Genomic DNA, 26056 nt, shown 5'->3' with positions numbered 1-26056 from the left:
TACAGCGAAATTATTGTAAATCAACCAATACCTTCATGTACTGTTCTTCCTTTGCTCGCATTACCTTGGCGTCTTCATCAGTCTTATCTTTGTAACCACAATAATGAAGTATACCATGAATTATCACTCTAGACAATTCTACATCAAAATCTACTTTAAAATCCTTTGCGTTATCTTCTACTCTTTCTACGGAAATATAAATATCGCCATGTAGCTGTTTTCCTACTGAATAGTCGAAGCTAATAATATCTGTTAGCGTATCGTGATCCAAAAATTCTACATTAATTTTATGCAAATAGTCATCGTCACAAAATATGTAATTGATATCTCCTAAGCTGCAACCTTCGTTTTGTATCGTTTCTTTTATCCATTGTTCAAAAATGGTTTCTTTGGATAATTGAAACTGGGTTTCATAGTTAAAACTAATCATCTGATTTTTTAAAGTACTCTTGAACTTTCTTTTTATAAACTTGATGCAAAGGTAATGCTTGTCGGTTTAAAATTTCAGTAGTATTAAAATATTCTTTAGCCTTAGGAATTTGGTCTGTAGTAGTGTTGTTAAACTGTTTGTCGTTAGTTTCAGATTTTCGTTTATTATCCTGACCTTGAGTAAATGTAGCATCTTCTAACTTTAATAATTGATGCTGCAAATCCATCATTTTTTGCAAGGTTTGATTGGTGAATCCTTTGTTTAATAAGTCCAATTCAATCTCTTCCATCTTCTCCAACAAATCTTTTCCCTGACCTTGTAAACCGTCTTTAGCTAGTTTATCTTGTAACGCTTGCCTTAATTGTTGCTGTTGCTGATAAATTCTAAACAACTCACCATTTAACTCTTCACTATTCCCTTCGCCATCGCCTTCTTGACTTCCTTGTTGACTTCCGTTTTGTTTGCCTTGGTCACCTTCCTTCCCTTCATTTCCTTCTTTACCCTCATCGCCTTCTTTAGATTTTCCTTTCTCACCTTTTTTCATGCCTTCTTCCATTTCTTTATTAAGCTCCTCTTGACTCTTAATAATATCTGGTAATTGCATTTCTTGTCCGCCACTTCCTGATTGACCAGAACCTTGTCCTGAACCTTGACCAGAAGAGGAATTCATTTGGGCTTCCATATTGTCTAAAACATCGCTTAAAAAACTAGACAGCTCATTTGTTGCTGTTATGGTGTATTGTTGCGTAGAAACACCTTGATAAATTTGATTTTCCGAAAGCTGAGACATAGACTTATCGATGTTAAAAAACACATCAGTAATTTGTTTATTTACTTGTTCGGAAAGCATTGGTTGGCGCAATGAAAGCGCAAATAAACTATCGTCAATATGTTCAAAATGTTCTCTTAAAGTGTTCTGCTTACGCAAGTGTTTACCATATTGATTATGGTTAATGTCGATGCTTCTAAACTGATTCATTAAGTTTTCTTGATCGAATGAAAACAGCACTAAGTTGTCTAAAATTTGACGAAGCATTGCCGCATCTTCTGAAAGCTGCTCTCCACTACCAGACATCATAGACTGCATCATTTTTGCACTCATTTGCTTCATTTTTTCTGAAGCTTTCTTTTGGCTTTGTTGTGCATTATTTTGATTTTCTTGTGAGTTTTGTTTATCGCCTTGTTGTTCGTTTTGTTCTTGCTGCTCTAATTGTTCAGAAGCATCTTGTTGGTCTTTTTTAATGCTTTCTTCAGTAGCTTTATCATCAGGAATAGCAAATGGTTTTTTAAGGTCTTCGTTTTCCTTTTTCAATTCTTCCAACTCTTCTTGAAACTCTTCAAAAGCTTTATTTAATTCATCTTGAGCTTCTTTAGTGTTTTCATCATCTTGCTTAGATAATTTATCTTGCTCTTCAGCAAGATTTTCCAATTCTTTTTGAAGTTTCTCGGTTTTTTTAGCCACATAATAGCGCTTGGTCAACTCCAAAAGTTGTTCTAAGCTTCGTTGTTTATTTTTGTTTTGCTTAGCGAGTTCTTCTAGTTTTTCTGTAAGCTCTTCCTTTTGAATTTTGTCCTGAAGCTTTTCTAACTCTTCAAGTAATTTTTCATCTTCCTTAAGTTGCTGCTCGTTTTCGTCTAAACGTTTTTGAAGGTCTTCTTTAAATTGATCTTGTTCTTCATTTTGAAATTCCTCAAGGTTGTCTTGAAGTTTTTTGTTGAAGTTTTGCATCAATTGCTCCTGCTCTTTTTGACGTTTTAAAAAGTTTTCGAGTTTCTTTTTATCGTTGAAATTGAGCTCTTCTTTTTCCTTTTGATTTTTTGAAATTTCTTCGAGTTTCTTATCCTGATCTTTCAGTTTTTCAAAAGAATTATTTAAGTCTTTTATGGTTTCGTTTTGCTCTTCTAATTGTTTTTGCTCTTCTTCATCTTTAGTCAACTTTCTGTAACTAAACACCGAACTTTTAGTGCTTTTGTAGTTATGGATTGCATCATTATCAAACACCTGAAAATATAGCTCATAATCTACACCTTCGGTAAGTTGTAATTGATTTGGGAACGCACTTACAAATTCATCAAAATTAGATAAGCTAACAGGAATAGTTTCGGTCTTTTTATCACTGTCATCATTTGAAGGATAATACACCAACTGCAATTTGCTCAATCCATAATCGTCACTAACTTGTCCGAAAAAATACAAGGATTGGTTATCAATTGAATCTTTTTCAACCTTTATGGTTAACTCAGGATAATCGTCTTTAATCACATTAATTGAAAACGCTAAATTTTCGTAATCTTTTAGCGCATCATTACTTGTGCTAATACTGTACTCTAAATTGCTGTACAAGCGTTTATTCGCTTCAAAATTTCCATTGTCTAAAGGCTTAAACTGTATAGTATCTTGCGCGTAGAGTGCTACTGTATTTGTGGACTTAGTATTGACTTTCCAAGTAACGTTAGTCCCTTCTGGAACTGTTGTAGAACCTGTACTTTTTAAGGTTTCATCAGCTTTTTTGGTATGCGAAGGATAATCTAAAACCATTTCAAAATTCACCAGCTTAGGGATGTTTACCACATTTAAACTATACATTTTAGAGTTAACATTATTTGCCGATAAATTAAACTCTATTTTATCCTTTGGTTGGGTAAACACATACTCAAATTGTCCTGGAGCTGTTTGCTGTAAAAAATAAGTTTCGTTGTTGTATTTTATTTGAGCGTTTTCAGGGATTACTTTTCCTGTAGTAGAAACCAGAAGTTTAAAATCTTTGTTTTCAATAGCGTTTAAATCTTCATTAACAACAAAAAACTGAAAAGGTGCAGGTGGCTCATAAGCCACATTATAATTCACAACACGTTCATAACTATCGCTAAACCAATTTAGTTTTCCTGTTGCGTAAGAGAGTAACAAAATAACAATTGGTATGGCTGCATATTTTAGATATTTGGCGTTTTTCTTGAAATTAACTGCCATTTTAAACGGAATTGGGCTCAATTCGGCAGATTTTTGTTCAATACTAGCCAATAGTAATTCAGAGTCTGCGGCATGCTGTTTAAGCTGAAGCACGTTAAGCAACTTATCGTTTACTTCAGGAAAATGGTTTCCTATAATTTTTGAAGCGTCTTCATAGTTAATACCTTTTTGAAGTTTAAACAGTTTCGCTAAAGGAATAGCAATAAACTTTGCAAAAAGTCCAATCTCTACCGCAACAAACAACCAAAATAAAACGGTTCTTGCTGTAGGGTTCAGCCAAAGTACATATTCAACAAAAAGGGTAAATAAAAGGTACAACAAGCCAATGGCAAAAAATAAAATAATGCCTTTTAACAACTCATTAGTATAAAATCGTCTAATAAATTGCTCTAGCTTAGCTTGTATTTCTTTAAAATGACTTGCCATACGGTTAAATAACTTACTAATATAAAATTTATTTTGGTCTGTAAATGCTTAAATTTTGGTAAGATTCTGTTAATTTCGAGAAGATGTATTAAATTTAAGACTAACATTTTGTTTTTGTTATGAAAGATTTAAAATACTTAGCTGCTTTTTCAATTCCAATTGTTGCGTGTATTGGCATCTACGTAAAAGGATATTTTTCTTACTTAACTCCTGTTTTTGCCTTTGTCATTATTCCTTTGCTAGAGCTAGTGTTTCCTGTTGATACGCATAATTTATCTTCACAAGAAGTTGATAGTAAACTAAAACGCAAACTTTTTGATTGGTTACTGTATCTTAATCTTCCTTTGGTATATGGCCTACTCTTTTTTGGAATTTATGAAGCGACAACCTCAACAATTGAAACTTATGAATTTGTAGGTTTAACACTCTCAGTAGGTATTGTTTTGGGAGTTAATGGTATAAATGTGGCTCATGAACTTGGTCACAGACAATCCACCAACGAGCGTTTTATTGGAAAAGCCTTGTTGTTACCTTCATTGTATATGCATTTTTATATTGAACACAATTTTGGACATCATTTGCATGCAGCAACTCCTGAGGATCCTGCAACAGCAAGATACAATCAAAGCGTGTATTCGTTTTGGATTACTTCAGTATTTAGACAATATGGCAATGCATGGAACATTCAACTAAAATTGCTAAAAAACGGCAAAAAAGGGTTCTTTTCGGCAAAAAACGACATGTTTTGGTACATTTTGCTTCAAATAGGCTATTTATTTACAATGTTTGCGTTGTTTGGAACTTTAGGTTTAATATTTGCGTTTTCGGCAGCAATTATAGGTTTCATACTTCTTGAAACGGTTAACTATATTGAACACTATGGATTGCTGCGATTAAAAACTAAATCTGGTAGATACGAGCGCGTTAAAGAAATTCATTCCTGGAACTCCAATCATGTTATTGGAAGAATTGTGCTTTATGAACTCACAAGACATAGTGATCATCATTTTAAATCTTCTAAAAAATATCAAGTATTAGATTGCCATGATGAAAGTCCGCAAATGCCTTATGGTTATCCAACCTCAATGGTTTTGGCAATGCTGCCTCCACTTTGGTTTAAAATTATGAATAAACGTGTTCCACGTGAAATGATTTTAGCTTAACTATTTCTATTCCTAAATATCGTTTTATCTTTGCAGCCATAAACTAAAAACAATGTCAAAAAACGTTCGTGTGCGATTTGCACCAAGCCCAACAGGACCTTTACATATTGGAGGTGTAAGAACTGCACTTTTTAACTACTTATTTGCCAAAAAACACAATGGTACTTTTGTATTACGTATTGAAGATACTGACCAAAACCGTTATGTTGAAGGTGCTGAAGACTATATTGTAAAATCTCTTGAATGGTGCGGAATTCCTTTTGATGAAGGTCAAGGAAAGAATGAAAAATTTGGTCCTTACAGACAAAGCGAACGCAAACATTTATATAAAGAATATGCTGACAGATTAATTGCTGAGGGAAAAGCTTATTATGCGTTTGATACAGCTGAAGAATTAGATTTTCATAGAAAAGACCACGAGGCTAAAGGCAAAACATTTATCTATAATTGGCATAACAGGCTAAAATTGAGTAACTCTTTATCACTTTCTGAAGATGAAGTAAACGCAAAATTAGAAGCTGGAGACGATTATGTGATTCGTTTTAAATCGCCTCAAGATGAGACACTTCATCTAAAAGATATTATTCGTGGTGATATTAAGATAGACACTAATATTTTAGATGATAAGGTATTATTTAAAGCTGATGGTATGCCAACTTATCACTTGGCAAATATTGTAGATGACCATTTAATGGAAATCACTCATGTTATTCGTGGTGAAGAGTGGTTACCTTCTCTTGCTTTACATATTCAACTTTATGATGCTTTTGGATGGGAAGCTCCAGAATTTGCTCATTTACCTTTAATTTTAAAACCAACCGGAAAAGGAAAATTAAGCAAGCGTGATGGAGATAAATTAGGTTTTCCTGTGTTTCCTTTAGAATGGAAAGACCCTAATACAGAAGATGTATCTAGAGGTTATAAAGAAGATGGTTATTTTCCTGAAGCTGTGGTAAACTTTTTAGCCTTTTTAGGTTGGAATCCAGGAACAGAACAAGAAATTTTCTCTTTAGAAAACTTAACTCAAGCGTTTGATTTAGCTAAAGTTAATAAAGCTGGTGCGCGTTTTGATCCTGATAAAACCAAATGGTTTAACCACCATTATATGCAAGAACAAGACAACTATGATTTAGCTGTTGCGTTTAAAAATTCTAAAACTGAATTATCTGAAATTGACACACAGTATATTGAACTAGCAATAGGATTAATTAAAGAACGTGCCACTTTTGTGAGTGATTTTTGGGATTTGAGTCATTTTTTCTTTGTAACTCCTACTGAATATGATGAAAAATCAGCTAAAAAAGCATGGAAAGAAGATTCATTAGACTTAATGAAAGAGCTTATTCTTGTTATAGAATCTGTTGATGATTTTACAGTTGAAAACCTTCAAACTGTTATAAAAGGTTGGATAACTTCAAACAATATTGGTTTTGGAAAAGTAATGATGCCTTTACGACTAGCTCTTGTTGGTGCTTTACAAGGACCTGATGTGTTTGATATTATTTACATGATAGGTAAAAACGAAACTGTACAGCGTATACAAAACCTTATCAATAATTTAAAGTAAAAAAAAGCGAGTTGTAACAACTCGCTTTTTTATTTTATTCTTTATCGTTTAAAAAACAATAATAGCTGTAAAAGCAAGCATAGATTGGTTTCCTTTAAACTTGTTGTTTCCTCCAGTTGTGTCTAAATCATTATTGTTATTAAGTTTATTGAGCATGTTTGTAAACCCATAAATGTATTGTGCTCTTAACTTAAACCCTTTAAAACCTGCTGTAGCTCCTACTGCTCCATTGACATTAAACTGTGAAATTCCTGTAATATCTTTAGCTAAAAGATTGTTATAGCTTCCAATAATGTAATTTTCGTGGTTGTCATCTTTTAATTCCAATTCGCTATTGTATTGAATCATTGGTCCTACATCAACAGTAATGTAGTCTTGTAAGACCTTTGCATGAAACAAAAAAGCCACTTGAGCTGTAAATAATTTATAATCTATTTCTTCTTCATTAGCAATTACATTTGATGGTCTAGCAAAAACACCAACATTATTTTCAGATAATTGAATGTTATAACTAACTGTGTACCACTTATGAGGTAAATCGACTGTTGCGCTTAAGCCTCCTAACCAGCCTTCGCCTTTTACTGTTTGAAAGTTGTCCGTAATAATATCAAATTGGGTAAGTCCACCATATATTCCTATACCATTTTTTATAGAATATCTTTGGTGTTGTGCTAATGCTGTTGTAACAAAAACTATACTAAATGCTACTAATAAGAAAAGTTGTTTTTTCATGATTTTATTTTTTGAGGGATAAACAAACCTAATCATTTTTTGATTTAAACTTTGGTAATTCGTAAAAAATATGGTGCTTCATTAAAATATAACTTAAATTAGTAACCAAATATTTCCTAACCATTAAAAAACTTGTCATGGATAAATTTTTCATATTTCCGATTATTTTCATAGCAATAGTCATTTTAATCTCTTCCTTCTTTATTGTTAAGCAACAGTCAGCTGCCATTATTGAACGTTTTGGTAAATTTCAAAGCATTCGTCATTCTGGACTTCAAATGAAAATCCCTTTAATCGATAGAGTAGCTGGTCGTTTGAGCTTAAAAATTCAACAGCTCGATGTGATTATTGAAACCAAAACATTAGATGATGTTTTTGTGCGCTTAAAAGTTTCGGTTCAGTATATGGTAATTAAAGATAAAGTTTACGATGCGTTTTATAAGTTAGATTATCCACATGATCAAATTACTAGTTATGTATTTGATGTGGTTCGTGCCGAAGTGCCTAAAATGAAACTAGATGATGTATTCGTTAAAAAAGACGATATCGCCATTGCTGTAAAAGCAGAATTAAATGATGCAATGTTAGAGTATGGTTTTGACATTATTAAAACCTTAGTGACTGATATTGATCCTGACTCTCAAGTAAAAGCTGCAATGAACAGAATTAATGCTTCTGAGCGTGAAAAAATAGCTGCTCAATACGAAGGTGATGCAGCACGTATTTTAATTGTTGAAAAAGCAAAAGCAGAAGCTGAAAGTAAGCGTTTACAAGGTCAAGGTATTGCTGATCAAAGACGTGAGATTGCTCGTGGTTTAGAAGAATCTGTTGAAGTTTTAAATCGCGTTGGTATTAACTCACAAGAAGCCTCTGCATTAATAGTTGTAACACAACATTACGACACTTTACAATCGTTAGGAGAAGAAACTAATAGTAACTTAATTTTATTACCAAACGCACCTCAAGCAGGAAGTAATATGCTTAATGATATGGTGGCTAGTTTTGCTGCAAGTAACCAAATTGGTGAAGCTATGAAAGAAGCTAGAAATAAAAAGAAAGAAGACTAATTATTTATATTATAAAGTAAAAGCCTCAAAGTTATTTTGAGGCTTTTTTGTGTTTATTAATTAGTTGTTTTAAACTTTCTAAATAATCCTCAAGTGCTTTGTTATTAACTTTTGGATGCTCCATATTAGGAATAGTCATTGGGTTTTCATCCAAATGCTCATAAATTTCAGGATAATTGGTTTCAATTTCTCTCGTTAATACTGATATTTCTGTTATTAAATCTTTTGCAGTTTCCATACTATTTGAGTTTATCTTAAAATACAAAAAATATAACCCAAACAGTATTAAGGATTAGTTAAAAGGATGGCGTTCTTCCCAATCTCTTGTTGGATTCATTAGGCTAAAAATCAATTTTAAAGCAGTATTTAACAACACGTTTGTATGCCTTAAGTATATGAACATGTTTTTAGGTTTTGCACCTACCGAACTCTTTATTTCCATAGCTGTTCTGGCATAAACAGTATGTTCAAATTTGTTGTTTATAGCAAATTCTGCCATGTCGTACAGCATATTCAAATACAATTGATGGTTGTATTGATGTGCACTATCATAACCAAGAAAATAGGTTTCAAGCACCTCATTATTCAGAATTAATGTATAAAAACCTACAATAGTACCATCAAGATAATACGCAAAGACTTTAAATTGGTCTTTAAGTTCTTTTTTAAGCGTATAGAAATGGTTTTTAGGAAGTATAAAAGTATTTATCCTTGCATTATCAGAAACGTTCTTATAAAGGCTAAATAACAATTCAGAATGAGTTTCAATAGCATCAAGATTTAATTCTTTCTTTTGAATAGCACTCGCCTTTTTACGAGCAGTTTTTAAACGTCTTCGATATTTTTTATTTAAACTGGTTTGATAATCGTTAAATGTATTCCAATTCTTATGCGTTGGCATAATCATATTGGGTTGAACCGAGACTTTTCTGAATGTATTTGTTTTAAACAATTCTGAATACGAATGAATAGAATCATCTTCAAAATAGTCTTTAAAAATTAAGGTTCTTATGGTTTTTCCTTTTGATGATTTTATGTCTTTTTTCAACTGATAAACAGCCTCAAAAATACAAGAAAGAAAATCACATTCTGATATGGCTTCAGCATTAAAATATAAACCGTGTTGTCCTGTATGCATAAGGTTTCCAACAACCAAAACATTTCCTTTAAGTACTTTAGAAACATAATGTTTTACGCGTTCTTGAAAACAAGAATCTTTATGGTTTCTAAAAATATCTTCAACATACAATTGCACTCGCTGAATGATAGCAATACCCACTAAATTTTCAGCATTAAAAACACCTACATAATACCATGACATATTATTTGGTGAGGCGTTTTCAACAGCAGTTAAATAGGGTTTTTGAAGAAATACATCATGCGTGGTTAGTACTTGCCACGAATCAGGTAAATCGTTTTGAGAATTGTATATTTTAAAGTGTATCAATGTAAAAAGAAAAAGACTGAACGCTTATGTCAGTCTTTTTATGTTATAATTCATTACAAAATTTATTGCCATCCGCAAACAATGCCTCCCATGATTGCCATAGTAACAATCCAATAGCCAGCATTAATAAAAATGTATTTTGCGCCTTTTCTTTCAAACAACGCATTGGTTCCAAGAATTGGTAATGCAATAAAGATTCCTGCAATTGTACCATGTAAAGCACCATGTTTAAAAGTTCTAAAAGCAGTACCATAATCTGCCATAAATGCTTCAAAAGATGGTTTTGCAAGACTAGGATCGCCTCCAACCATACCTAAAGCACCAGTTTGGTGAATGGTTAAAAACTGTAAAGCAAAAGCTAATAAGAACGCAAAAATAAATGCAAGGATAAAAATTTTAGCCATATTGGCGCCTTGCATTTTTTCTTCGGTCATGTCTGCAGCTTTCATCCAAGCTGTACCAAATACTTTTGGATTGTACCAAATTGCACCAATTATCAATGCAGAAACTGCAGCTGCTAAAAGTGCTAAAAAATTGATTTCCATAATGAAATGTTTTAGTTAGTGTAATAAAGATAGTAATTATTGAAATACAATTTCTGTTTTATCATCTATTAAAGCGCTTTAGCTTCTTCTACCAACAATGCATTTTTATCTTCTAAAGCTTTTTCTATAAACTCATTAATAGCATCGTTTTTTTCTAAACCATTTGCTAATAAGACTTTTAAAGTAAGCATAGCAGCAATACGTGTTCCAACCTTTTTTACAGCAGTTCCAAATAAAGGTTCTAACTCATCATAACTAACCTCATTGGCTAATTCAAGAATTTCAGCCTTTACTTTTACTTGCTTATCTTCTGGGTAATTCGTGTACTTTTTTCCTAATTGCTGAATAACATTAATTGCTTTACGCTGTTGTTGCGGTTTAGGTTTGTTTTGTTGTTGCGGCTTTTCTTGTGGTTTTTGTTTTTCCCAAGTATCTCGCAATCCAACAGTTTTATTAAATACTAAAGCATTAGATGTAGAATCGTTATCAACATTAAAATATCCTAAACGTTGAAATTGGAACCTATCTCCTACTTTGGCTTCTTTTAAACTAGGCTCAACAAATGCTTTGGTAATGTTTAATGAATTAGGATTTAAAAATTCCATAAAATCTTTGTCTTGATGACTATCTGGAGCTTCATCCATAAACAAACGATCATATTCTCTAACTTCAGCTTCAACAGCATGCTTAATTGATACCCAATGTAGTGTTCCTTTTACTTTTTTAGACGTATCAGTATCATAAGTACAATGTACTTCGGTAATATTTCCGTTAGCATCTTTTACAACCTCATTTGCTTGAATGATGTAAGCGTTTTTTAAACGAACTTCACCACCAAGTTTTAACCTGAAAAACTTACTTCCTGCTTCTTCTTTAAAATCAGCTTTTTCAATATATATTTCTTTTGAAAAAGGAACTTCTCTAGAACCTGCTTGTTCGTCTTCAGGATTATTTTCAGCCTCTAACCATTCTACTTTATCGTCTGGATAATTTGTGATAACCACTTTTAATGGATCTAAAACTGCCATAACACGTGGTGCAGTTTTGTTTAAGTGATCACGAACACAAAATTCTAATAAAGACACATCAATCACATTCTCGCGTTTTGCAACACCAACACGCTCAATGAAATTTCGGATAGATTCTGGTGTATAACCACGACGTCTTAAACCAGAAATAGTAGGCATTCTAGGATCATCCCAACCGTTTACAATACCATCTTCAACCAACTTAAGTAGCTTACGCTTACTCATAATGGTGTAACTTAAATTTAAACGTGCAAACTCACGCTGTTTAGGAAGCATTGGATAGGTGTTTTTTGAATACTCATACACTTGCTCCTTAAACCAGTCGTAAAGCTCTCTATGCGGCTTAAATTCAAGCGAACATAAACTATGCGAAATTTGCTCAATATAATCACTTTCACCATGTGTCCAATCGTACATTGGGTAAATACACCAATCGTTTCCTGTTCTATGATGTGCTTTTTTAAGAATACGATACATGATTGGGTCACGCATTAACATATTAGGATGTTGCATGTCAATTTTTGCACGTAAAATATGATCGCCTTCGTTAAATTCACCAGCTTTCATACGTTCAAATAACTTTAGGTTTTCTTCAACCGAACGATTGCGATAAGGACCATCAACTCCTGGTTGTGTTGGTGTTCCTTTTTGTTCTGCCATCGCTTCGCTAGATTGCGAATCGACATAGGCTTTACCTTCTTTTATTAATAAAACAGCCCAATCATATAATTGCTGAAAATAATCTGATGAGTATAATTCATTTTCCCATTGATACCCTAACCACGCTACATCTTTCTTAATAGCATCTACATATTCTTGCTCTTCTTTAGCTGGATTGGTATCATCAAAACGAAGATTTACAGGTGCATTGTATTTTTCACCCAAACCAAAACTAATACCTATGGCTTTAGTATGCCCAATGTGTAAATAACCGTTTGGTTCTGGTGGAAAACGAAAACGTAATTTAGAAGTTTCTAATCCGTTTGCTAAATCTTCTTCTATAATATGCTCAATAAAATTGAGTGATTTTGTTTCTTCTGACATAATCTATTTTACCTTCAAAATGAGAAATACAAAATTAGATAAATTTATACGAATTTAATGTTGCAATAGCTTATAAAATGTAACATATCAATTGTTTTTACTACCTATAAATAAAACCAAAAACCATGCAACATAAAAATTACGAATGTCCAAAATGTCACAACAAAACATATAAAGTAGGGCAAATGCGCGCTACTGGTGGAACATGGTCTAAAATATTTGATGTTCAAAATCAGAAATTTACAGCAGTAACCTGCGAACGCTGTACGTATACAGAATTTTATAAAACCAAAACTAGCGCAATAAGCAACGTATTTGATTTCTTTACTAATTAACTTTATCGATACAAATTTCTTTCAGAAATTTACCCGAAGTGACTAAAGGTGTCTTATTTTTGTTTTATGGGAATTATAAAAGTTGAAAACATAAGGATTTATGCACACCATGGATGTCTTACAGAAGAAACAAAAATTGGTAGTGATTATAGAGTAGATTTAGAAGTTGAAGCTAATTTAAAAGAATCTGCTAAAACTGATGCTTTAAGTGATACTGTAGATTATGTGTTTTTAAACAGAATTGTAAGAGAGGAAATGGGACAACCATCTCACCTTCTTGAAACTGTTGCTAAACGCATCATTAAGCGTATTTTAAAAGAAGATAAAAAGGTTAAAAAGGTTACTGTTTGTGTAAGTAAATTAAACCCTCCAATAGGTGGTGACGTAGAAATGGTAACGATAAAAATGACAGAAAGACGAAAAAATAAGTAGTAAATAGTGTAAAAACTTTATTTTTTTTACATTTGCCAACTCTTATTTTCTATTTAAGAAAATTGAGAGTTCTGCTTTCGCAGAAATAATTGGCGTCATGGCCGAGTGGCTAGGCAGAGGTCTGCAAAACCTTCTACAGCGGTTCGAATCCGCTTGACGCCTCAAAAAACCTTCAAGTATTTGCTTGAAGGTTTTTTTTATTATAATAACCTTTAGTTTTCATTCCTGTCCTTTTTACCTTACATCATTAGTGCTTTCTAAAAACTATTTGCTAATGAAGTTGTAAAAAAAATACGACAAATTACGTATTGATGGCAATACAATATGATTATATTTTTACACTTCACAAAAATTAAAAACTATGAAAAAAAATTACATATTATTTATGCTAGCTATACTTTGCTTCTTTAAGATGCATAGTCAAGTAAATCAAGTTGTAAATGGCTTTAATGGTCCAACTGAAATGGTTTTGAATGGCAACGATTTATATATCGCTGAATTTTATGGAAATAAAATATCTAAGGTTGATCTTTCTTCTAATTCTCCAACTCCTGTTACAGTTTTAAGCAATGTTAATTCTCCTTATGGTCTTGCACTAAATGGGAACGACTTATATATTGCTGAAAGTGCTTCCAACAGAATCATTAAAATAGATATAACACAAAATAATCCAGTAATTACAACTGTTGTTACAGGTGTGAGCGTGCCTTATGGTTTAGCTTTAAATGGTAATGATCTTTATATTGCTGAATTTAATGGTAATAAAGTCTCAAAAATAAATATTACCGACTACTCACCTACTCCTGAAACTTTCGTTTCTGGATTAACAAATCCTTCTAGTCTATTGATGCATAATGATGAATTGTATATTTCAGATTATAATGGTGGAAAAGTTGTAAAGGCAGATACATCTATAAACAACCCAACAGCATCAAATGTTATTGCTGGTTTAAATTATGTATTTGGGTTATTTATTGATAATAACCTATTATACATTGCTGATAGTACTGGTCGAATTTCTAATGTGGATATTAGTCTTACTTCCCCTTCTTTGAATGTGATACAAACAGGATTATCATATCCCGTTGGTTTTGCTAAATATAACAATGAATTGCATATTACTGAATTATTAGGTAATAGAGTCATTACTTTAGATGCAATTACATTATCTATGGAAGGTATTTCATTAGAAAACAATTTGTCTATATGGCCAAACCCTGTTAAAAATGAACTAAAAATTAAAGGTCTAAAAATTGAAACTTCATATTCTATAGTAAACATGAATGGCGTTGAAGTTCAATCTGGCAATGCTATCAAAACGATTGAAACCAATAATTTAATACCTGGAATGTATATTTTAAAAATTAAAAATACTTCGGAAATGTATTATAATAAGTTTATAAAAAATTAATTAAAAACAGTCAGTTTTTCGAATCCACTTGGTGTCTAAATAAGGGTTGTCTGGAAAGTGTCATTCAAATAGCCTGTTTTTATAGTCTATGTTCAATTTCTTCTTGAATGCGTTCTTTTCCTTTAGGAAATATACCTTGAACTAATAATAATACACCAAAACCTAAAATCACTAAAGCAATGATTTTTTTAGTTTTGTAAATGAGTCTTGGTGTTAATTTGTTACGTAATCTTTTTGCGATAGCTATTTTCACTAAATCTACAAGAAAATAAACGGTAAGCATTGTAGCTATAAAAACTGTAACTCCATTTTCAGATTCGGTAATAGAACTTCCTATAACGATAAATCCTAACCATCCTAAAAGTACTCCTATATTGATAAAATTGAGTAAAAATCCTTTAATGAATAATTTACCATATGCATTTTTAGGCATTTCAACTTTATGATATTCTCTAACAATTGTACGGAAGGATTTTGATGTTTTTATAAAAGAAATAACACCATAAACCACTAAAAGAGCACCACCAAAAATTAAGAAATTAGGATCGTCTTTTATCTTATCGATAAGCTTATTAGTACTATAAAAAGCGACTAGGATAAAAACAATATCAGCAAAAATAACTCCAAAATCAAATACTAAAGCGCTTTTAAATCCTTTGGTAGCACTAGTTTCGAGCAGTACAAAAAATACTGGACCAATAGTGAATGCTAGGATTATTCCAAAGGGAATTGCAGCTAAAATATCATCAAACATATAGGAAATAAGTTTCCTACAAAGCTAATAAAAAAGACGTATTAATTAGTTCATACGTTTAATTCTTCCACCTAACATTGTGTCTTCGTTTACTGTAGCAGGACTTCCATAAATATTTACATCTCCTCCTGCTCTAACTTTAGCATCAACTAATTTAGATGCATTAACATCTGCTTCACCAGCTGCTTTAATACTTACAGTAGTATTTTGGGTCTCGAAAGCTTTACCTTCATAAACACCTCCTGTGTTAAGTACTATATCTTGAGATTCGGCTTTACCTCTGGTTTCAACTACTCCACCAGAAACTGCTTTGATGTCAACTTTTTTAACATCCAATCCTATTTTAAGTCGAGCACCTTCTTGAGATTTCAGTTCTATATAATCTTGTTTTATAAGCTCATTTGAAGAAATAAAAGCACCTTCGTTACCATCAATAATATCTAACTTTGTGTAATGTACAGCAACAAATGTTCTGTCACCATTAAAGATTTTATTAAACTTCATTCTTATTTTAAGTTTTCCATCTTTATTGATAACTTCTACATCATCAATATCATCTCCTGTGATTTCAACTTTGTTAACGTCTGATTTAACTAAATTCACTTCTATCCTATCAAAAACTTTTACTTCGGTAAAATCTCCTACTCCTTTTTCTTTAGGATTTTGTGCTGTTATAATTGAAGTTAATGCTATAAATGCAATGGTTATAAACGTTTTCATGTGTATGTGTTTTATTATATTTACGTGTACTATTATAGTAAAGATGTTATAAAAACGTTATTGTTACAGTAATTGTACCAAAAATTGAATTAAGCCACAGAAACTGCGGTTCCTGTTACTGAAACTATTATGGCTGTTGTGTTAGGAAAAGTTTCTATGTCTAAATGTATTCCAACTACAGCATTTGCTTTTAAATTGATTGCATTTTGTTGTAATTTTTGAAAAGCATCTTCTTTAACCTCGTTAATACTTTGCTCTAACGAGTTATAAAATTTATCCATACTAAACGTAAATGATACTTTTTTACTGTTTACGCCTACGCCAGTGACTAAACCTAAATAATCTATAATTTGATGTCCTTCAATGGTATTTGTGGTTGTTAAAATCATATTACTCGTGTTTTCCTATTAATGTAAAATCTAAATGCTTTTTAACTAAATCGGTTTCTTTTACTTTTACAATCACTTCATCACCTAATTGATACATGTTTTTGGTTTCACGACCTACAATAGCGTATTGACTTTCGTCAAACTCGTAATAATCGTCTTTTATATCACGAATTCGAACCATACCTTCGCATTTGTTATCAATAATTTCTACATAAATTCCCCAATCTGTCACTCCTGAAATAACGCCTACAAATTCTTCGTCTTTATGATCTTGCATAAATTTAATTTGCATGTATTTGATACTATCACGTTCAGCTTTTGTGGCTAAATATTCCATATTACTGGAATGTTTACATTTATCTTCATAAATAGCTTCATTAGCGCTTTTTCCGCCATCTAAATAATGTTGTAGTAAACGATGTGCCATAACATCAGGATAACGACGTATAGGCGATGTAAAATGACTATAATAATCAAATGCTAATCCGTAATGACCTATGTTGTGCGTGGTATACTCTGCTTTACTCATACTGCGTATCGCAAGCGTATCAACCAGGTTTTGCTCTTTTTTACCAGCAACGTCTTTTAATAAATTGTTTAATGAAGCTGTTGTACTTTTTCGGTCTTTAAAATTGAGTTTATAACCAAAACGTCCAACAATATTTTGTAAAGCTGCCAATTTACTATCGTCTGGTTCGTCGTGCACACGATATATAAAGGTTTTTTCTGGCTTTTGCTTTCCTATAAATTCGGCTACTTTTTTATTTGCTAACAACATAAATTCTTCAATTAACTTGTTAGCATCTTTTGAAGTTTTAAAGAACACACCAACCGGATTATTGGTTTCATCTAGGTTGAACTTCACTTCTACTTTATCAAAAGAAATAGCACCAGAACGCATACGTTTAGAACGCATTTTTTTAGCCAATTCATCAAGTTTTAATGTAGCATCGGCTATTTTTTGATCGGTTTTATAAGCTTTTCCTGTTAAAGATACTTCGGCAGGAATTTCGTTTGTTTTAGATTCTATAATGGCTTGCGCTTCTTCGTATGCAAAACGTGCATCACTATAAGTGACTGTCCTACCAAACCATTGGTCTTTAACTTCAGCTTTATCATTAATTTTAAAAACGGCTGAAAAGGTATATTTTTCTTCATGTGGTCGTAGTGAACATGCATTGTTAGATAGAATTTCGGGTAGCATTGGTACCACGCGATCTACTAAATATACTGAAGTAGCACGCTCATAAGCTTCGTCATCTAAAACTGTATCAGGTTTTACGTAATGAGATACATCGGCAATATGAATACCAACTTCATATAAACCATCATCTAACACTTGAAATGATAAGGCATCATCAAAATCTTTAGCATCTTTAGGATCGATAGTAAACGTCAGTACATCTCGCATATCACGACGTTTAGCAATTTCTTCTTTCGTGATTGAAGTATCTATATTATTGGCATAATTTTCTACCTCATACGGGAATTCGTAAGGCAAACCATATTCAGCTAAAATGGCATGAATTTCGGTATTATGATCTCCTGGTTTTCCTAGAACTTTTATTACTTTTCCGTAAGGAGAATCGGCTTTTTCAGGCCAATCTTCAAGAGATACTAGTACTTTGTCACCATCTTCAGCTTTAAAGGTTTTATTAATTGGTACAAAAATATCTTTGTACATTTTATTGCTATCAGGAACCACAAAAGCATAGTTGCTATGTAATTGAATGACACCAACATATTCGCTTTTTGCACGTTTTACAATTTCGGTAATTTCACCTTCAAACTTACCACGTTTACGACGTTTATAAACATAGAATTCTACTTCGTCTCCATCTAACGCTTTATTTATATTATTTGAAGCAATGTAAACGTCTTCATCAAAATCGTCACAAATAACGTAACCTGAACCTTTTGCGTTTAAGTCTAGAATACCTGTGTGATATTCTGCAGTAACAATGGCTTTAAATTTACCACGATCTACTTCTTCTATTTCTTGTTTCGCTTTAAGTTGCTGAAGTTTTTTTATAATTTGATTTCTGCTACTGGCATCATTTACACCAAGTTTAGCAGCTATTTGTTTGTAGTTAAACGTTTTATTTTTCTCTTTTTTTAAAATACTTAAGATTGTATTAGTAAGGTTGGAAATCTTGTTATGTGAAGGTTTCCTTTTTTTCTTTCTTGCCATGTATTATGTAATCATTTTCATTTCCTAATTAAAGATAGGAATCTGTTATTTTATAACCTAATAAAAGTGAAGTACTGGTTATAAATTTACTACAAAGCTAAGGTTTATATATTAATTGAGTATTTTAATAAAGTTAAATAATAAAAAGCCTATAATTTCTCTATTCAATAATTAGTTTTTTAGTAGCGCTTCCTTTTGATGTAAAAATTTTAACTATATAAGTACCACTAGATAATTTTGAAGTGTTAATATTGGTTTCTTTAGAAGTTAAAATTGATTGACCTAATGAATTATAAATTTTTACTTCTTTCAAAACTGAAGAATCATTTAAACTTATTGTAAATTGATTTTTAGTTGGGTTTGGGTATAAACTTAAACTTAATAAAATATTTTCATCTAAACTTAATGCGTTATTAACTTGATTTATAATAAATTGTATTTCAGCAGCTGTTGGATTATTTGCATCTATATATGTTCCGCTTTGTAAAGCTATTGTATAGTTTACACCATCAATTGCTCCTGAAACCCCATTTATACTATTAAGTTGTTCAGCAGAAACATTTAAACAGTTAGAATTACCTAAAATATCATCTATAACTTCTAAAAAAGCAAGATCAGAAGAAGGTAATTGTTCTAAAATTGGATTAAAATTTTGCCATTGAGCGGTTGATTGATAAACTGGCACAGCTCCAACTGGTACATATAGTGTGATATTTTCAGTAGGTACAAAATTAAAAACAGAATTATCAATTGTTAAAGGTGTACTATTATTTACTGTAACACTTTCTAGACTGTTACAATTATTAAAAGAAAAATAATTGATACTTGAAACAGATGCAGGGAAGTTAACACTAGTTAATTCTACACAATCTGCAAAGGCAGAAATACCAATTGTTGTAAGAGAGTTTGATAAGTTTATATTTATTAATCCTGAACATGCTTGAAAAGTACCATTGCCTAATTCAGTAATTGAGTTTGGAAAAGTTATACATGTTAAACCTGTACATCCTAAAAATGTTTGATTTCCAATACTAGTGAGAGAGTTTGGAAGATCTATATTTGTTAATCCTGTACAATATAAAAACGTTTGATTTCCAATACTAGTAAGAGAATCTGGAATACTTATACTTGTTAATCCTGAACATGAACTAAAAGTATAGTCTCCAATGCTAGTAAGAGAATTTGGAAGATCTATACTTGTCAATTCTGAACAACCCACAAAAGTACTATTTCCAATGCTAGTAAGAGAATTTGGAATACTTATACTTGTTAATCCTAAACAATTTGAAAAAGTATAATCTCCAATACTAGTAAGAGAATCTGGAAGATCTATATTTGTTAATTCTGTACATGAACTAAAAGTATAATCTCCAATGCTAGTAAGAGAATTTGGAAGATCTATATTTGTTAATCCTGAACAACCCTCAAAAGTACTATTTCCAATACTAGTAAGAGAATCTGGAAGATCTATACTTGTCAATCCTGAACATAAATGAAAAATACCATTTCCAATACTAGTGAGAGAATCTGGAATACTTACACTTGTTAATCCTAAACAATATGAAAAAGCTCTGTTTCCAATACTAGTAAGAGAGTTTGGAAGATTTATACTTGTTAATCCAGTACAAGAACTAAAAGTATTACTTCCAATACTAATAAGGGAATTTGGAAGATTTATAGTTGTTAAATCTTCACAATAATAAAAAGCATAATCTCCTATGCTAGTGAGGGAGTTTGGTAAAGTTACATTTACTAATTCATCACAATAATAAAAAGCGTAGTTTGATATACTAGTTACAGTATAAGTAACACTATTATTAGTAATTGTTTCTTGAATAGTTAAATTACCTATAGGGCATATATCATTTAACTTATTTACAGATACATTTAAACCATCAGTAACAGTGTATTCTAAAACACCATCATTAAAGGTTTGAGATAAACATAATGTACAGTTTAGTAAAAAAATAACAATAACTATCCTCTTCATAATTTAATATTATATTTTAAAATACAATTATAACTTAAATATCCAATATCATAAAATTATCTTAGTTATTTAAAAATCAATCTTGTTAACACATATATTCATATTATCTTTTCTTTTTAAAAATTTAAAAAAAATATTAATGATTATTATTGTTTGTTAATAGCTGGAATAACTTTTTTAAATTTTATTTTGAAAACACGTAGTTTACATTCTATTGATATTTAGTTAACATTAGAAACGCATCTAATACATTCATTTTTAGAACTATTTTAAAAGCTATTAACAGCTGTTAATAACTCATGTTAATAACCAAATATTGATAATATTTTCAAATTTCTATGTTTATAAACGTAAAAAAAATGGCTTAAAAGTCAGCTAAAAAAAGCGAAGTTATTTTTTGGTTTATTGGTTTCAATTTTTGTTTGTAAATAAAATTGAGATTTAAAAATATTTCTTTCAGAAAGAAGTAAACAGTTATTAACAAGTTATGAGCTACTATTTGATAAACTATTAACAATGCTAATTAATTGTTAACTATTACCTACATAACATAAGTGTTTATAAGGACATTTTGTACCTTTACTCCATAATTAAGATAGTAATGTTTTAAGTTTATTTCAACATTATAATCTTATGTCTTTTACAACAACAACAACACAACAAAAACATGAAATTATCAATTGGTAACGACCACGCAGGTCCAGATTACAAAAAAGCTATTGTAAACCATTTAGAATCTAAAGGGTATTCTATTACAAACTATGGTACAGATACTGAAGATAGTGTAGATTATCCAGATTTTGTACATCCTGTAGCTAAAGATGTTAATAATAAAGAGGTAGATTTTGGAATTCTTATTTGTGGTAGCGCAAATGGTGTAGCTATGACAGCAAATAAATATCAAAATGTAAGAGCTGGCGTTTGCTGGACAAGCGAAATTACTGAACTCACACGATTACATAATAATGCTAATATTATTTGTATTCCTGCGCGTTTTACATCAATACCACAAGCTATAAAAATGGTAGATGTATTTTTAAATACAGCTTTTGAAGGTGGTCGTCATCAAAACCGTATTGATAAGATTCCTTTATCTTGTTAATTACCAATTTTTTAAGTTGGTAAACTATGAGTCATTCGCATGCACATAACCACGATCATAAAGATTTAAAAGGCCGAAAGCTTTTAATTACCATATTACTTAATACTGTAATTACAGTTGCTCAAGTAATAGGTGGTTTGGTTTCTGGTAGTTTATCGTTGTTAAGTGATGCGCTGCATAATTTTAGTGATGTACTGTCTTTAATTGTAAGTTATATAGCTTCAAAATTATCAAAGCAAAAAGCATCAATAAATAGAACTTTTGGTTATAAACGTGCCGAAATTTTAGCGGCTTTTGTAAATGCTGCAACCTTAATAATTGTTGCAGTAATACTTATAAAAGAAGCTGTTGAGCGTTTTCAAGATCCACAAAATATAGAATCAAACCTTGTTATTTGGTTGTCTCTTATTGCAATAGCTGGTAATGGTTATAGTGTGTTACTGCTAAAAAAAGATTCTGATAATAATATTAATATAAAATCGGCTTACTTACACTTATTAACAGATATGTTAGCAAGTGTGGCAGTATTGATAGGTGGCTTATTAATGAAGTATTTTCAGCTGTTTTGGGTAGATAGTTTACTTACCTTTTTAATAGCTGTGTATTTAATTTTTGTTGGCTATCATTTATTAAAAACATCTACTAAAATGCTGATGCTTTTTACACCAGAACATATAGATATAAAAGCTGTGGTTCGTGTTGTTAATAAGCTTCCAAAAGTGAATAAACTACACCATGTGCATATATGGAATTTAAGTGATGACGAACTGCATTTAGAAGCGCATTTAGATTTAAAAGAAGATATTTCAACATCAGAATTTAATGACCTATTATTAGAAATTGAAAACCTATTACATGACGAGTTTAATATAAACCATGTAACCATACAACCAGAGTTTAATAAAGAAGATCCTAAAGAAGTTATCGTACAAGACTAATGCTAGATATTACAACCAAAACATTTCAAGAATTAACTACTCAAGAATTATATGATATACTACAATTACGAAGCGAAGTTTTTGTTGTAGAACAAGATTGTGTATACCAAGATATTGATGGAAAAGACCAAAAAGCACTTCATGTTTTAGGTTATAAAAACAATGTTGTAGTAGCTTACACACGTATTTTTAAACCAGGAGATTATTTTGAAAAAGCTAGTATTGGTAGAGTTGTAGTTGCTAAAAAAGAACGCCAGCATAAATATGGTTATGATATTATGGAGGCTTCTATACAAGCTATAAAAGAACACTACAACGAAACTGACATAAAAATATCAGCGCAATGTTACTTAAATAAGTTTTATAATAATTTAGGGTTTAAAGCAATAGGAGAAGACTATCTTGAAGATGGTATTCCGCATATAGCAATGGTTTACAAAGTGTAAACTAGTTATCTTGACCACCAACGTAGGTTACTAAAATTTCCACACGTCTATCATATTTTGGTTCGCCACCAAGCGGAAATTTACGACGCATACCAACATATTTCATTCGGCGTTTATCCACACCTTTTTTAGCTAAATAGTCATAAATATATTTAGCTCTAGCTACAGAAAGATTTCGTTTTTTTGTTCTTCGGTCAATAGCATCTCTACTATTTTGCGTACAACACACATGACCTTGTATTGTAAAGTAAATGTCATCGCGTTCAACAAGTACTTTAGCAATGTCTTCTAATGTTTTTACCGATTCTGGAAGCAAATAGCTATAACCTGTTTTAAATAAAATATTGTCTAAAGTAAATTTATCACCAGCTTTAAGTTCGCCTTTTAAAGCATCTTTTACATCTTGTTTTTTAGGTTCTTCAACAACAACTCTAGGTGGATCATAAGGATGCACAATAATTTGAACTTTACGATTTAAACCACGTATTTTATTAATGTCTTCTTCTTTAACAAGTTTTAATAATACTTCTCCTTTTCCATCAACATTTGTAATGACAGACTCGTCAAACTCGTTATTTGAAAATATTTCTTTGATAGAATTTGCCCTTTGCTGTGATAAAACCAAGTTGTAATCATCACTACCTCTATCATCACAAAAGCCATAAATGGATATTTTTTCAATATCTAACCCTTCAATTTTTGATAAAAACATTAATAGTCTACTATGCTCAGTTTCAGGAACATCATATTTATCTGTTTCAAAATACACTTCGTGAGTAAGTTCTTTTTGAGCACAAACAAATTGAGATATTAAAAAGAGTAAGACTATTAGTTTTTTCATTTTTCTTTAAAAAAGGGGAATTAAAGATAAATTATTTTTATTTTTTAACATAAAATACAGTCAAATAATTAATTTAAATAACTTGAATATGTTGAAGGATTTTTAAGAATTTCCTTTGCTTTTTGAATTTCAAGGTTGTTAGCTAAATAATATTCATACAGTCCTTCTCTATAAAAATAACGTTTTACAATTTCATCAGATAAAAGCGATAGTAACTGATCTTTATTATTATCTACAGCTCTATTTTTATAGGTATTTATGGTATTAATTAAGTTAGTGTATTCGGTATTTATAGCAGCATAAATTTGCTCGTCATTAGCAACTTCAAGAGCCTCTTCAAAAGCTTTTTCGGTTTTGGTCTCAAAGTTGAAATTATTCTTATCTAAAAAGGCTTTAAAATTATTGAAATCACTATCTGAAAGTTTAAACGATTTTAAATCAGTAACACTATTCTTGTAGTAATATTCAGTAGCATAATTAAATATTAAGTTGTCATTTAAAATAGCGTTTGTAATTGGGCTATAAACCGATTCTACTAATTCCAAGTCAGGTTGAATTCCGCCACCATCGTAAACGGTTCTTCCTTTTTTAGTTTTAAATGCACTATAGTTTTCTTTTTTAACTCTAGTTGCTTTACCATTTTCATCTCTATTCCAGTAATCTAAAGCTTGTATACATCTACCAGATGGTGTGTAATATCTAGAAATGGTTATTTTCATTTGAGTTCCGTAAATAAGCGGTTTTGGTCGCTGTACAAGACCTTTTCCAAAACTTCTTGCACCAACAACAACTGCTCTATCTAAATCTTGTAAAGCACCTGATACAATTTCGCTTGCTGAAGCACTTCTACCATCTATTAAAACCACTAATGGAATTTCGGTATCAATAGCTTCACGTTGTGTGTAATAGGTTTTGTTGTATTTTTTAACTTTAGATTTTGTAGTAACTACCAACTGGTTTTGAGGTACAAAAATGTTAACAATATTTACAGCTTCACTCAGTAAACCACCAGGATTTCCTCTTAAATCCAATATTAATTTTTCGGCACCTTGGTTTTTAAGACTTCTTATAGCGTTAATGGTTTCGCTAGAGGCTTTATCATTAAACTTTCTTAAAACAACATAACCTGTTTTATCATTAATCATTGAAAAATGAGGAACAGCATGAATTTCTACTGCTTCACGTTTTATAGCTGCTGTTTGTGTTTTTCCTTGTCTTACATAAGTTACATTTACTGTTGTACCAGAAGCACCTTGTAATAAATTACCAGCATCATCTTTAAAATCGGCAACAACCACATTTTCAACTTTTATAATCTCATCACCAGCTTTTAAGCCTGCTTTATCTGCAGGATAATCTTTGTAAGGCTCTACAATTACCAACTTGTCTTTAAGTGTTAAAACGCTTGCTCCAATGCCTGTATAATCGCCAGTATTGTTTATACGAGCAGCTTCAACATCTTGCTCATTCATAAAATTGGTATAAGGATCAAGATCTTCTAACATACTTTTAATGGCAGTATCCATTAAATCTCCAGGATTGGTTTCATCAACATAATTCATGTTAAGTTCCTTAAATAGCGTCGTGAAGATTTCAATTTGCTTTGCTATTTCAAAAAACTCACTTTTAAAAGCACTTGTTGTTACAAAAATTGAAAGTGCCAAAACAGGAATGAATATTCTTTTTCGTAGTAATGTTTTCATCTTAAGTTTAGTTATTTGAGGATGCGTTTAAGAATTTGTTCAGTAAAACCTTCATTTTAGTGTCCAATACCTCAAAAGTTATACCATCGTTACCAATGTATAAAATCATTAACGCATATTGTGTTGTAATGTTGTTAAAAATTACAGCCTTGTTTAATCTATAGGCTTCTCTCATTAATCGTTTGATACGATTTCTATCAACAGCATTTTTAAATTTTCTTTTGCTAACAGTTACACCTGTTTTTAATAAAACCGAATCATCAAAATCAACAGGCAAGTATATAAGCTTAAGTGGATAAGCTGAAACCGATTGTCCTTCTGCAAAAAGTTGTTCAATAAGCTTTTTACTCTTTAATTTTTCTTTTTTGTTGTAGGTGAACATTA

24 protein-coding genes and 1 tRNA gene are annotated in these 26056 nt (G+C 31.2%); 10 read left to right on the top strand and 15 right to left on the bottom strand.

Features of this window, described 5'->3' with window-relative positions:
* Nucleotides 1–10: 10 nt before the first annotated feature.
* Nucleotides 11–430, bottom strand: coding sequence for an rRNA maturation RNase YbeY (ybeY, locus tag ABD011_RS01830; protein ID WP_343795298.1), 420 nt, complete (start codon nucleotides 428–430; stop codon nucleotides 11–13).
* Nucleotides 423–3827: a DUF4175 family protein gene (locus ABD011_RS01825; protein ID WP_343795296.1), complete on the bottom strand. Its 3405-nt coding sequence runs from the start codon at nucleotides 3825–3827 to the stop codon at nucleotides 423–425. Before ABD011_RS01825 ends, ybeY begins: the two co-directional genes overlap by 8 nt.
* A 119-nt stretch (nucleotides 3828–3946) precedes the next feature.
* Between ABD011_RS01825 and ABD011_RS01820 the strand changes: the two genes are divergently transcribed.
* Together ABD011_RS01820 and gltX are read left to right on the top strand one after the other, a co-directional pair.
* On the top strand, nucleotides 3947–4990 hold the full coding sequence (locus tag ABD011_RS01820) for an alkane 1-monooxygenase (RefSeq protein WP_343795294.1): 1044 nt from the start codon (nucleotides 3947–3949) through the stop codon (nucleotides 4988–4990).
* Nucleotides 4991–5042: 52 nt separating this feature from the next.
* Nucleotides 5043–6557, top strand: a complete 1515-nt coding sequence (gltX, locus tag ABD011_RS01815) for a glutamate--tRNA ligase (RefSeq protein ID WP_343795292.1) — start codon at nucleotides 5043–5045, stop codon at nucleotides 6555–6557.
* A 48-nt stretch (nucleotides 6558–6605) separates the two neighbouring features.
* Here the strand turns inward: gltX and ABD011_RS01810 are convergent, their stop codons facing one another.
* On the bottom strand, nucleotides 6606–7289 hold the full coding sequence (locus ABD011_RS01810; protein ID WP_343795290.1) for a hypothetical protein: 684 nt from the start codon (nucleotides 7287–7289) through the stop codon (nucleotides 6606–6608).
* Nucleotides 7290–7426: 137 nt separating this feature from the next.
* Between ABD011_RS01810 and ABD011_RS01805 the strand changes: the two genes are divergently transcribed.
* The gene (locus tag ABD011_RS01805; RefSeq protein WP_343795288.1) at nucleotides 7427–8356 is read left to right on the top strand and encodes an SPFH domain-containing protein; all 930 of its coding nucleotides are present in this window, start codon (nucleotides 7427–7429) and stop codon (nucleotides 8354–8356) included.
* Between the two features lie 31 nt (nucleotides 8357–8387).
* On the opposite strand, the gene ABD011_RS01800 is transcribed toward ABD011_RS01805, so the two are convergent.
* From ABD011_RS01800 to ABD011_RS01785, 4 genes are all read right to left on the bottom strand, one after another.
* Nucleotides 8388–8594 (bottom strand): hypothetical protein, encoded by a 207-nt coding sequence (locus tag ABD011_RS01800; protein WP_131506399.1) that lies wholly within the window; start codon nucleotides 8592–8594, stop codon nucleotides 8388–8390.
* Between the two features lie 54 nt (nucleotides 8595–8648).
* Complete coding sequence (locus ABD011_RS01795; RefSeq protein WP_343795285.1) at nucleotides 8649–9803, bottom strand: GNAT family N-acetyltransferase; 1155 nt, start codon at nucleotides 9801–9803, stop codon at nucleotides 8649–8651.
* Nucleotides 9804–9865: 62 nt separating this feature from the next.
* Nucleotides 9866–10348 carry a DUF1761 domain-containing protein gene (locus tag ABD011_RS01790; RefSeq protein ID WP_129759803.1) on the bottom strand — a complete coding sequence of 161 codons (483 nt, stop codon included), beginning with the start codon at nucleotides 10346–10348 and terminating at the stop codon, nucleotides 9866–9868.
* A 68-nt stretch (nucleotides 10349–10416) separates the two neighbouring features.
* A complete protein-coding gene (locus ABD011_RS01785) occupies nucleotides 10417–12420 on the bottom strand; it encodes a glutamine--tRNA ligase/YqeY domain fusion protein (RefSeq protein ID WP_343795282.1) in 2004 nt (667 codons plus the stop codon).
* Between the two features lie 125 nt (nucleotides 12421–12545).
* Between ABD011_RS01785 and ABD011_RS01780 the strand changes: the two genes are divergently transcribed.
* The 4 genes from ABD011_RS01780 (at nucleotide 12546) to ABD011_RS01765 (ending at nucleotide 14598) form a co-directional block, all read left to right on the top strand.
* Nucleotides 12546–12755: a zinc ribbon domain-containing protein gene (locus ABD011_RS01780; protein ID WP_343795280.1), complete on the top strand. Its 210-nt coding sequence runs from the start codon at nucleotides 12546–12548 to the stop codon at nucleotides 12753–12755.
* Nucleotides 12756–12821: 66 nt separating this feature from the next.
* Nucleotides 12822–13187, top strand: coding sequence for a dihydroneopterin aldolase (gene folB, locus ABD011_RS01775; protein ID WP_129759805.1), 366 nt, complete (start codon nucleotides 12822–12824; stop codon nucleotides 13185–13187).
* Nucleotides 13188–13278: 91 nt separating this feature from the next.
* Nucleotides 13279–13349: transfer RNA gene (locus ABD011_RS01770), tRNA-Cys, on the top strand.
* A 199-nt stretch (nucleotides 13350–13548) separates the two neighbouring features.
* Nucleotides 13549–14598, top strand: a complete 1050-nt coding sequence (locus tag ABD011_RS01765; protein WP_343795278.1) for a T9SS type A sorting domain-containing protein — start codon at nucleotides 13549–13551, stop codon at nucleotides 14596–14598.
* A gap of 79 nt (nucleotides 14599–14677) precedes the next feature.
* On the opposite strand, the gene ABD011_RS01760 is transcribed toward ABD011_RS01765, so the two are convergent.
* From ABD011_RS01760 to ABD011_RS01740, 5 genes are all read right to left on the bottom strand, one after another.
* Nucleotides 14678–15352 (bottom strand): LysE family translocator, encoded by a 675-nt coding sequence (locus tag ABD011_RS01760; protein ID WP_129759806.1) that lies wholly within the window; start codon nucleotides 15350–15352, stop codon nucleotides 14678–14680.
* A gap of 45 nt (nucleotides 15353–15397) precedes the next feature.
* Nucleotides 15398–16072 (bottom strand): head GIN domain-containing protein, encoded by a 675-nt coding sequence (locus ABD011_RS01755; RefSeq protein ID WP_343795275.1) that lies wholly within the window; start codon nucleotides 16070–16072, stop codon nucleotides 15398–15400.
* A gap of 89 nt (nucleotides 16073–16161) precedes the next feature.
* Complete coding sequence (locus tag ABD011_RS01750; RefSeq protein WP_129759808.1) at nucleotides 16162–16461, bottom strand: heavy metal-binding domain-containing protein; 300 nt, start codon at nucleotides 16459–16461, stop codon at nucleotides 16162–16164.
* Between the two features lies 1 nt (nucleotide 16462).
* A complete protein-coding gene (gene rnr / locus ABD011_RS01745) occupies nucleotides 16463–18652 on the bottom strand; it encodes a ribonuclease R (protein WP_343795273.1) in 2190 nt (729 codons plus the stop codon).
* 160 nt (nucleotides 18653–18812) lie between these two features.
* Nucleotides 18813–20642, bottom strand: a complete 1830-nt coding sequence (locus tag ABD011_RS01740; protein ID WP_343795271.1) for a leucine-rich repeat domain-containing protein — start codon at nucleotides 20640–20642, stop codon at nucleotides 18813–18815.
* Between the two features lie 667 nt (nucleotides 20643–21309).
* Here ABD011_RS01740 and rpiB point away from each other — a divergent pair.
* The 3 genes from rpiB to ABD011_RS01725 are packed head-to-tail and all read left to right on the top strand — an operon-like array spanning nucleotide 21310 to nucleotide 23128.
* Nucleotides 21310–21744: a ribose 5-phosphate isomerase B gene (rpiB, locus tag ABD011_RS01735; RefSeq protein ID WP_129759810.1), complete on the top strand. Its 435-nt coding sequence runs from the start codon at nucleotides 21310–21312 to the stop codon at nucleotides 21742–21744.
* 26 nt (nucleotides 21745–21770) lie between these two features.
* The gene (locus ABD011_RS01730; protein ID WP_335972942.1) at nucleotides 21771–22682 is read left to right on the top strand and encodes a cation diffusion facilitator family transporter; all 912 of its coding nucleotides are present in this window, start codon (nucleotides 21771–21773) and stop codon (nucleotides 22680–22682) included.
* On the top strand, nucleotides 22682–23128 hold the full coding sequence (locus tag ABD011_RS01725; protein WP_343795268.1) for a GNAT family N-acetyltransferase: 447 nt from the start codon (nucleotides 22682–22684) through the stop codon (nucleotides 23126–23128). The genes ABD011_RS01730 and ABD011_RS01725 overlap by 1 nt, the downstream gene beginning before the upstream one ends.
* 1 nt (nucleotide 23129) lies before the next feature.
* Here the strand turns inward: ABD011_RS01725 and ABD011_RS01720 are convergent, their stop codons facing one another.
* The 3 genes from ABD011_RS01720 to rnpA all read right to left on the bottom strand — a co-directional run bounded on the left by ABD011_RS01720 (nucleotide 23130) and on the right by rnpA (nucleotide 26054).
* Nucleotides 23130–23969, bottom strand: a complete 840-nt coding sequence (locus tag ABD011_RS01720) for an OmpA family protein (protein ID WP_131506409.1) — start codon at nucleotides 23967–23969, stop codon at nucleotides 23130–23132.
* 68 nt (nucleotides 23970–24037) lie between these two features.
* Nucleotides 24038–25672, bottom strand: coding sequence for a S41 family peptidase (locus ABD011_RS01715; protein ID WP_343795265.1), 1635 nt, complete (start codon nucleotides 25670–25672; stop codon nucleotides 24038–24040).
* A gap of 7 nt (nucleotides 25673–25679) precedes the next feature.
* Nucleotides 25680–26054: a ribonuclease P protein component gene (gene rnpA / locus ABD011_RS01710; protein ID WP_343795263.1), complete on the bottom strand. Its 375-nt coding sequence runs from the start codon at nucleotides 26052–26054 to the stop codon at nucleotides 25680–25682.
* Between the last annotated feature and the right edge of the window lie 2 nt (nucleotides 26055–26056).

Source organism: Gaetbulibacter jejuensis (genome assembly GCF_039524015.1).
Classification (GTDB): Bacteria; Bacteroidota; Bacteroidia; order Flavobacteriales; family Flavobacteriaceae; genus Gaetbulibacter_B; species Gaetbulibacter_B jejuensis.
This window is presented reverse-complemented; position numbering and strand designations above follow the sequence as displayed.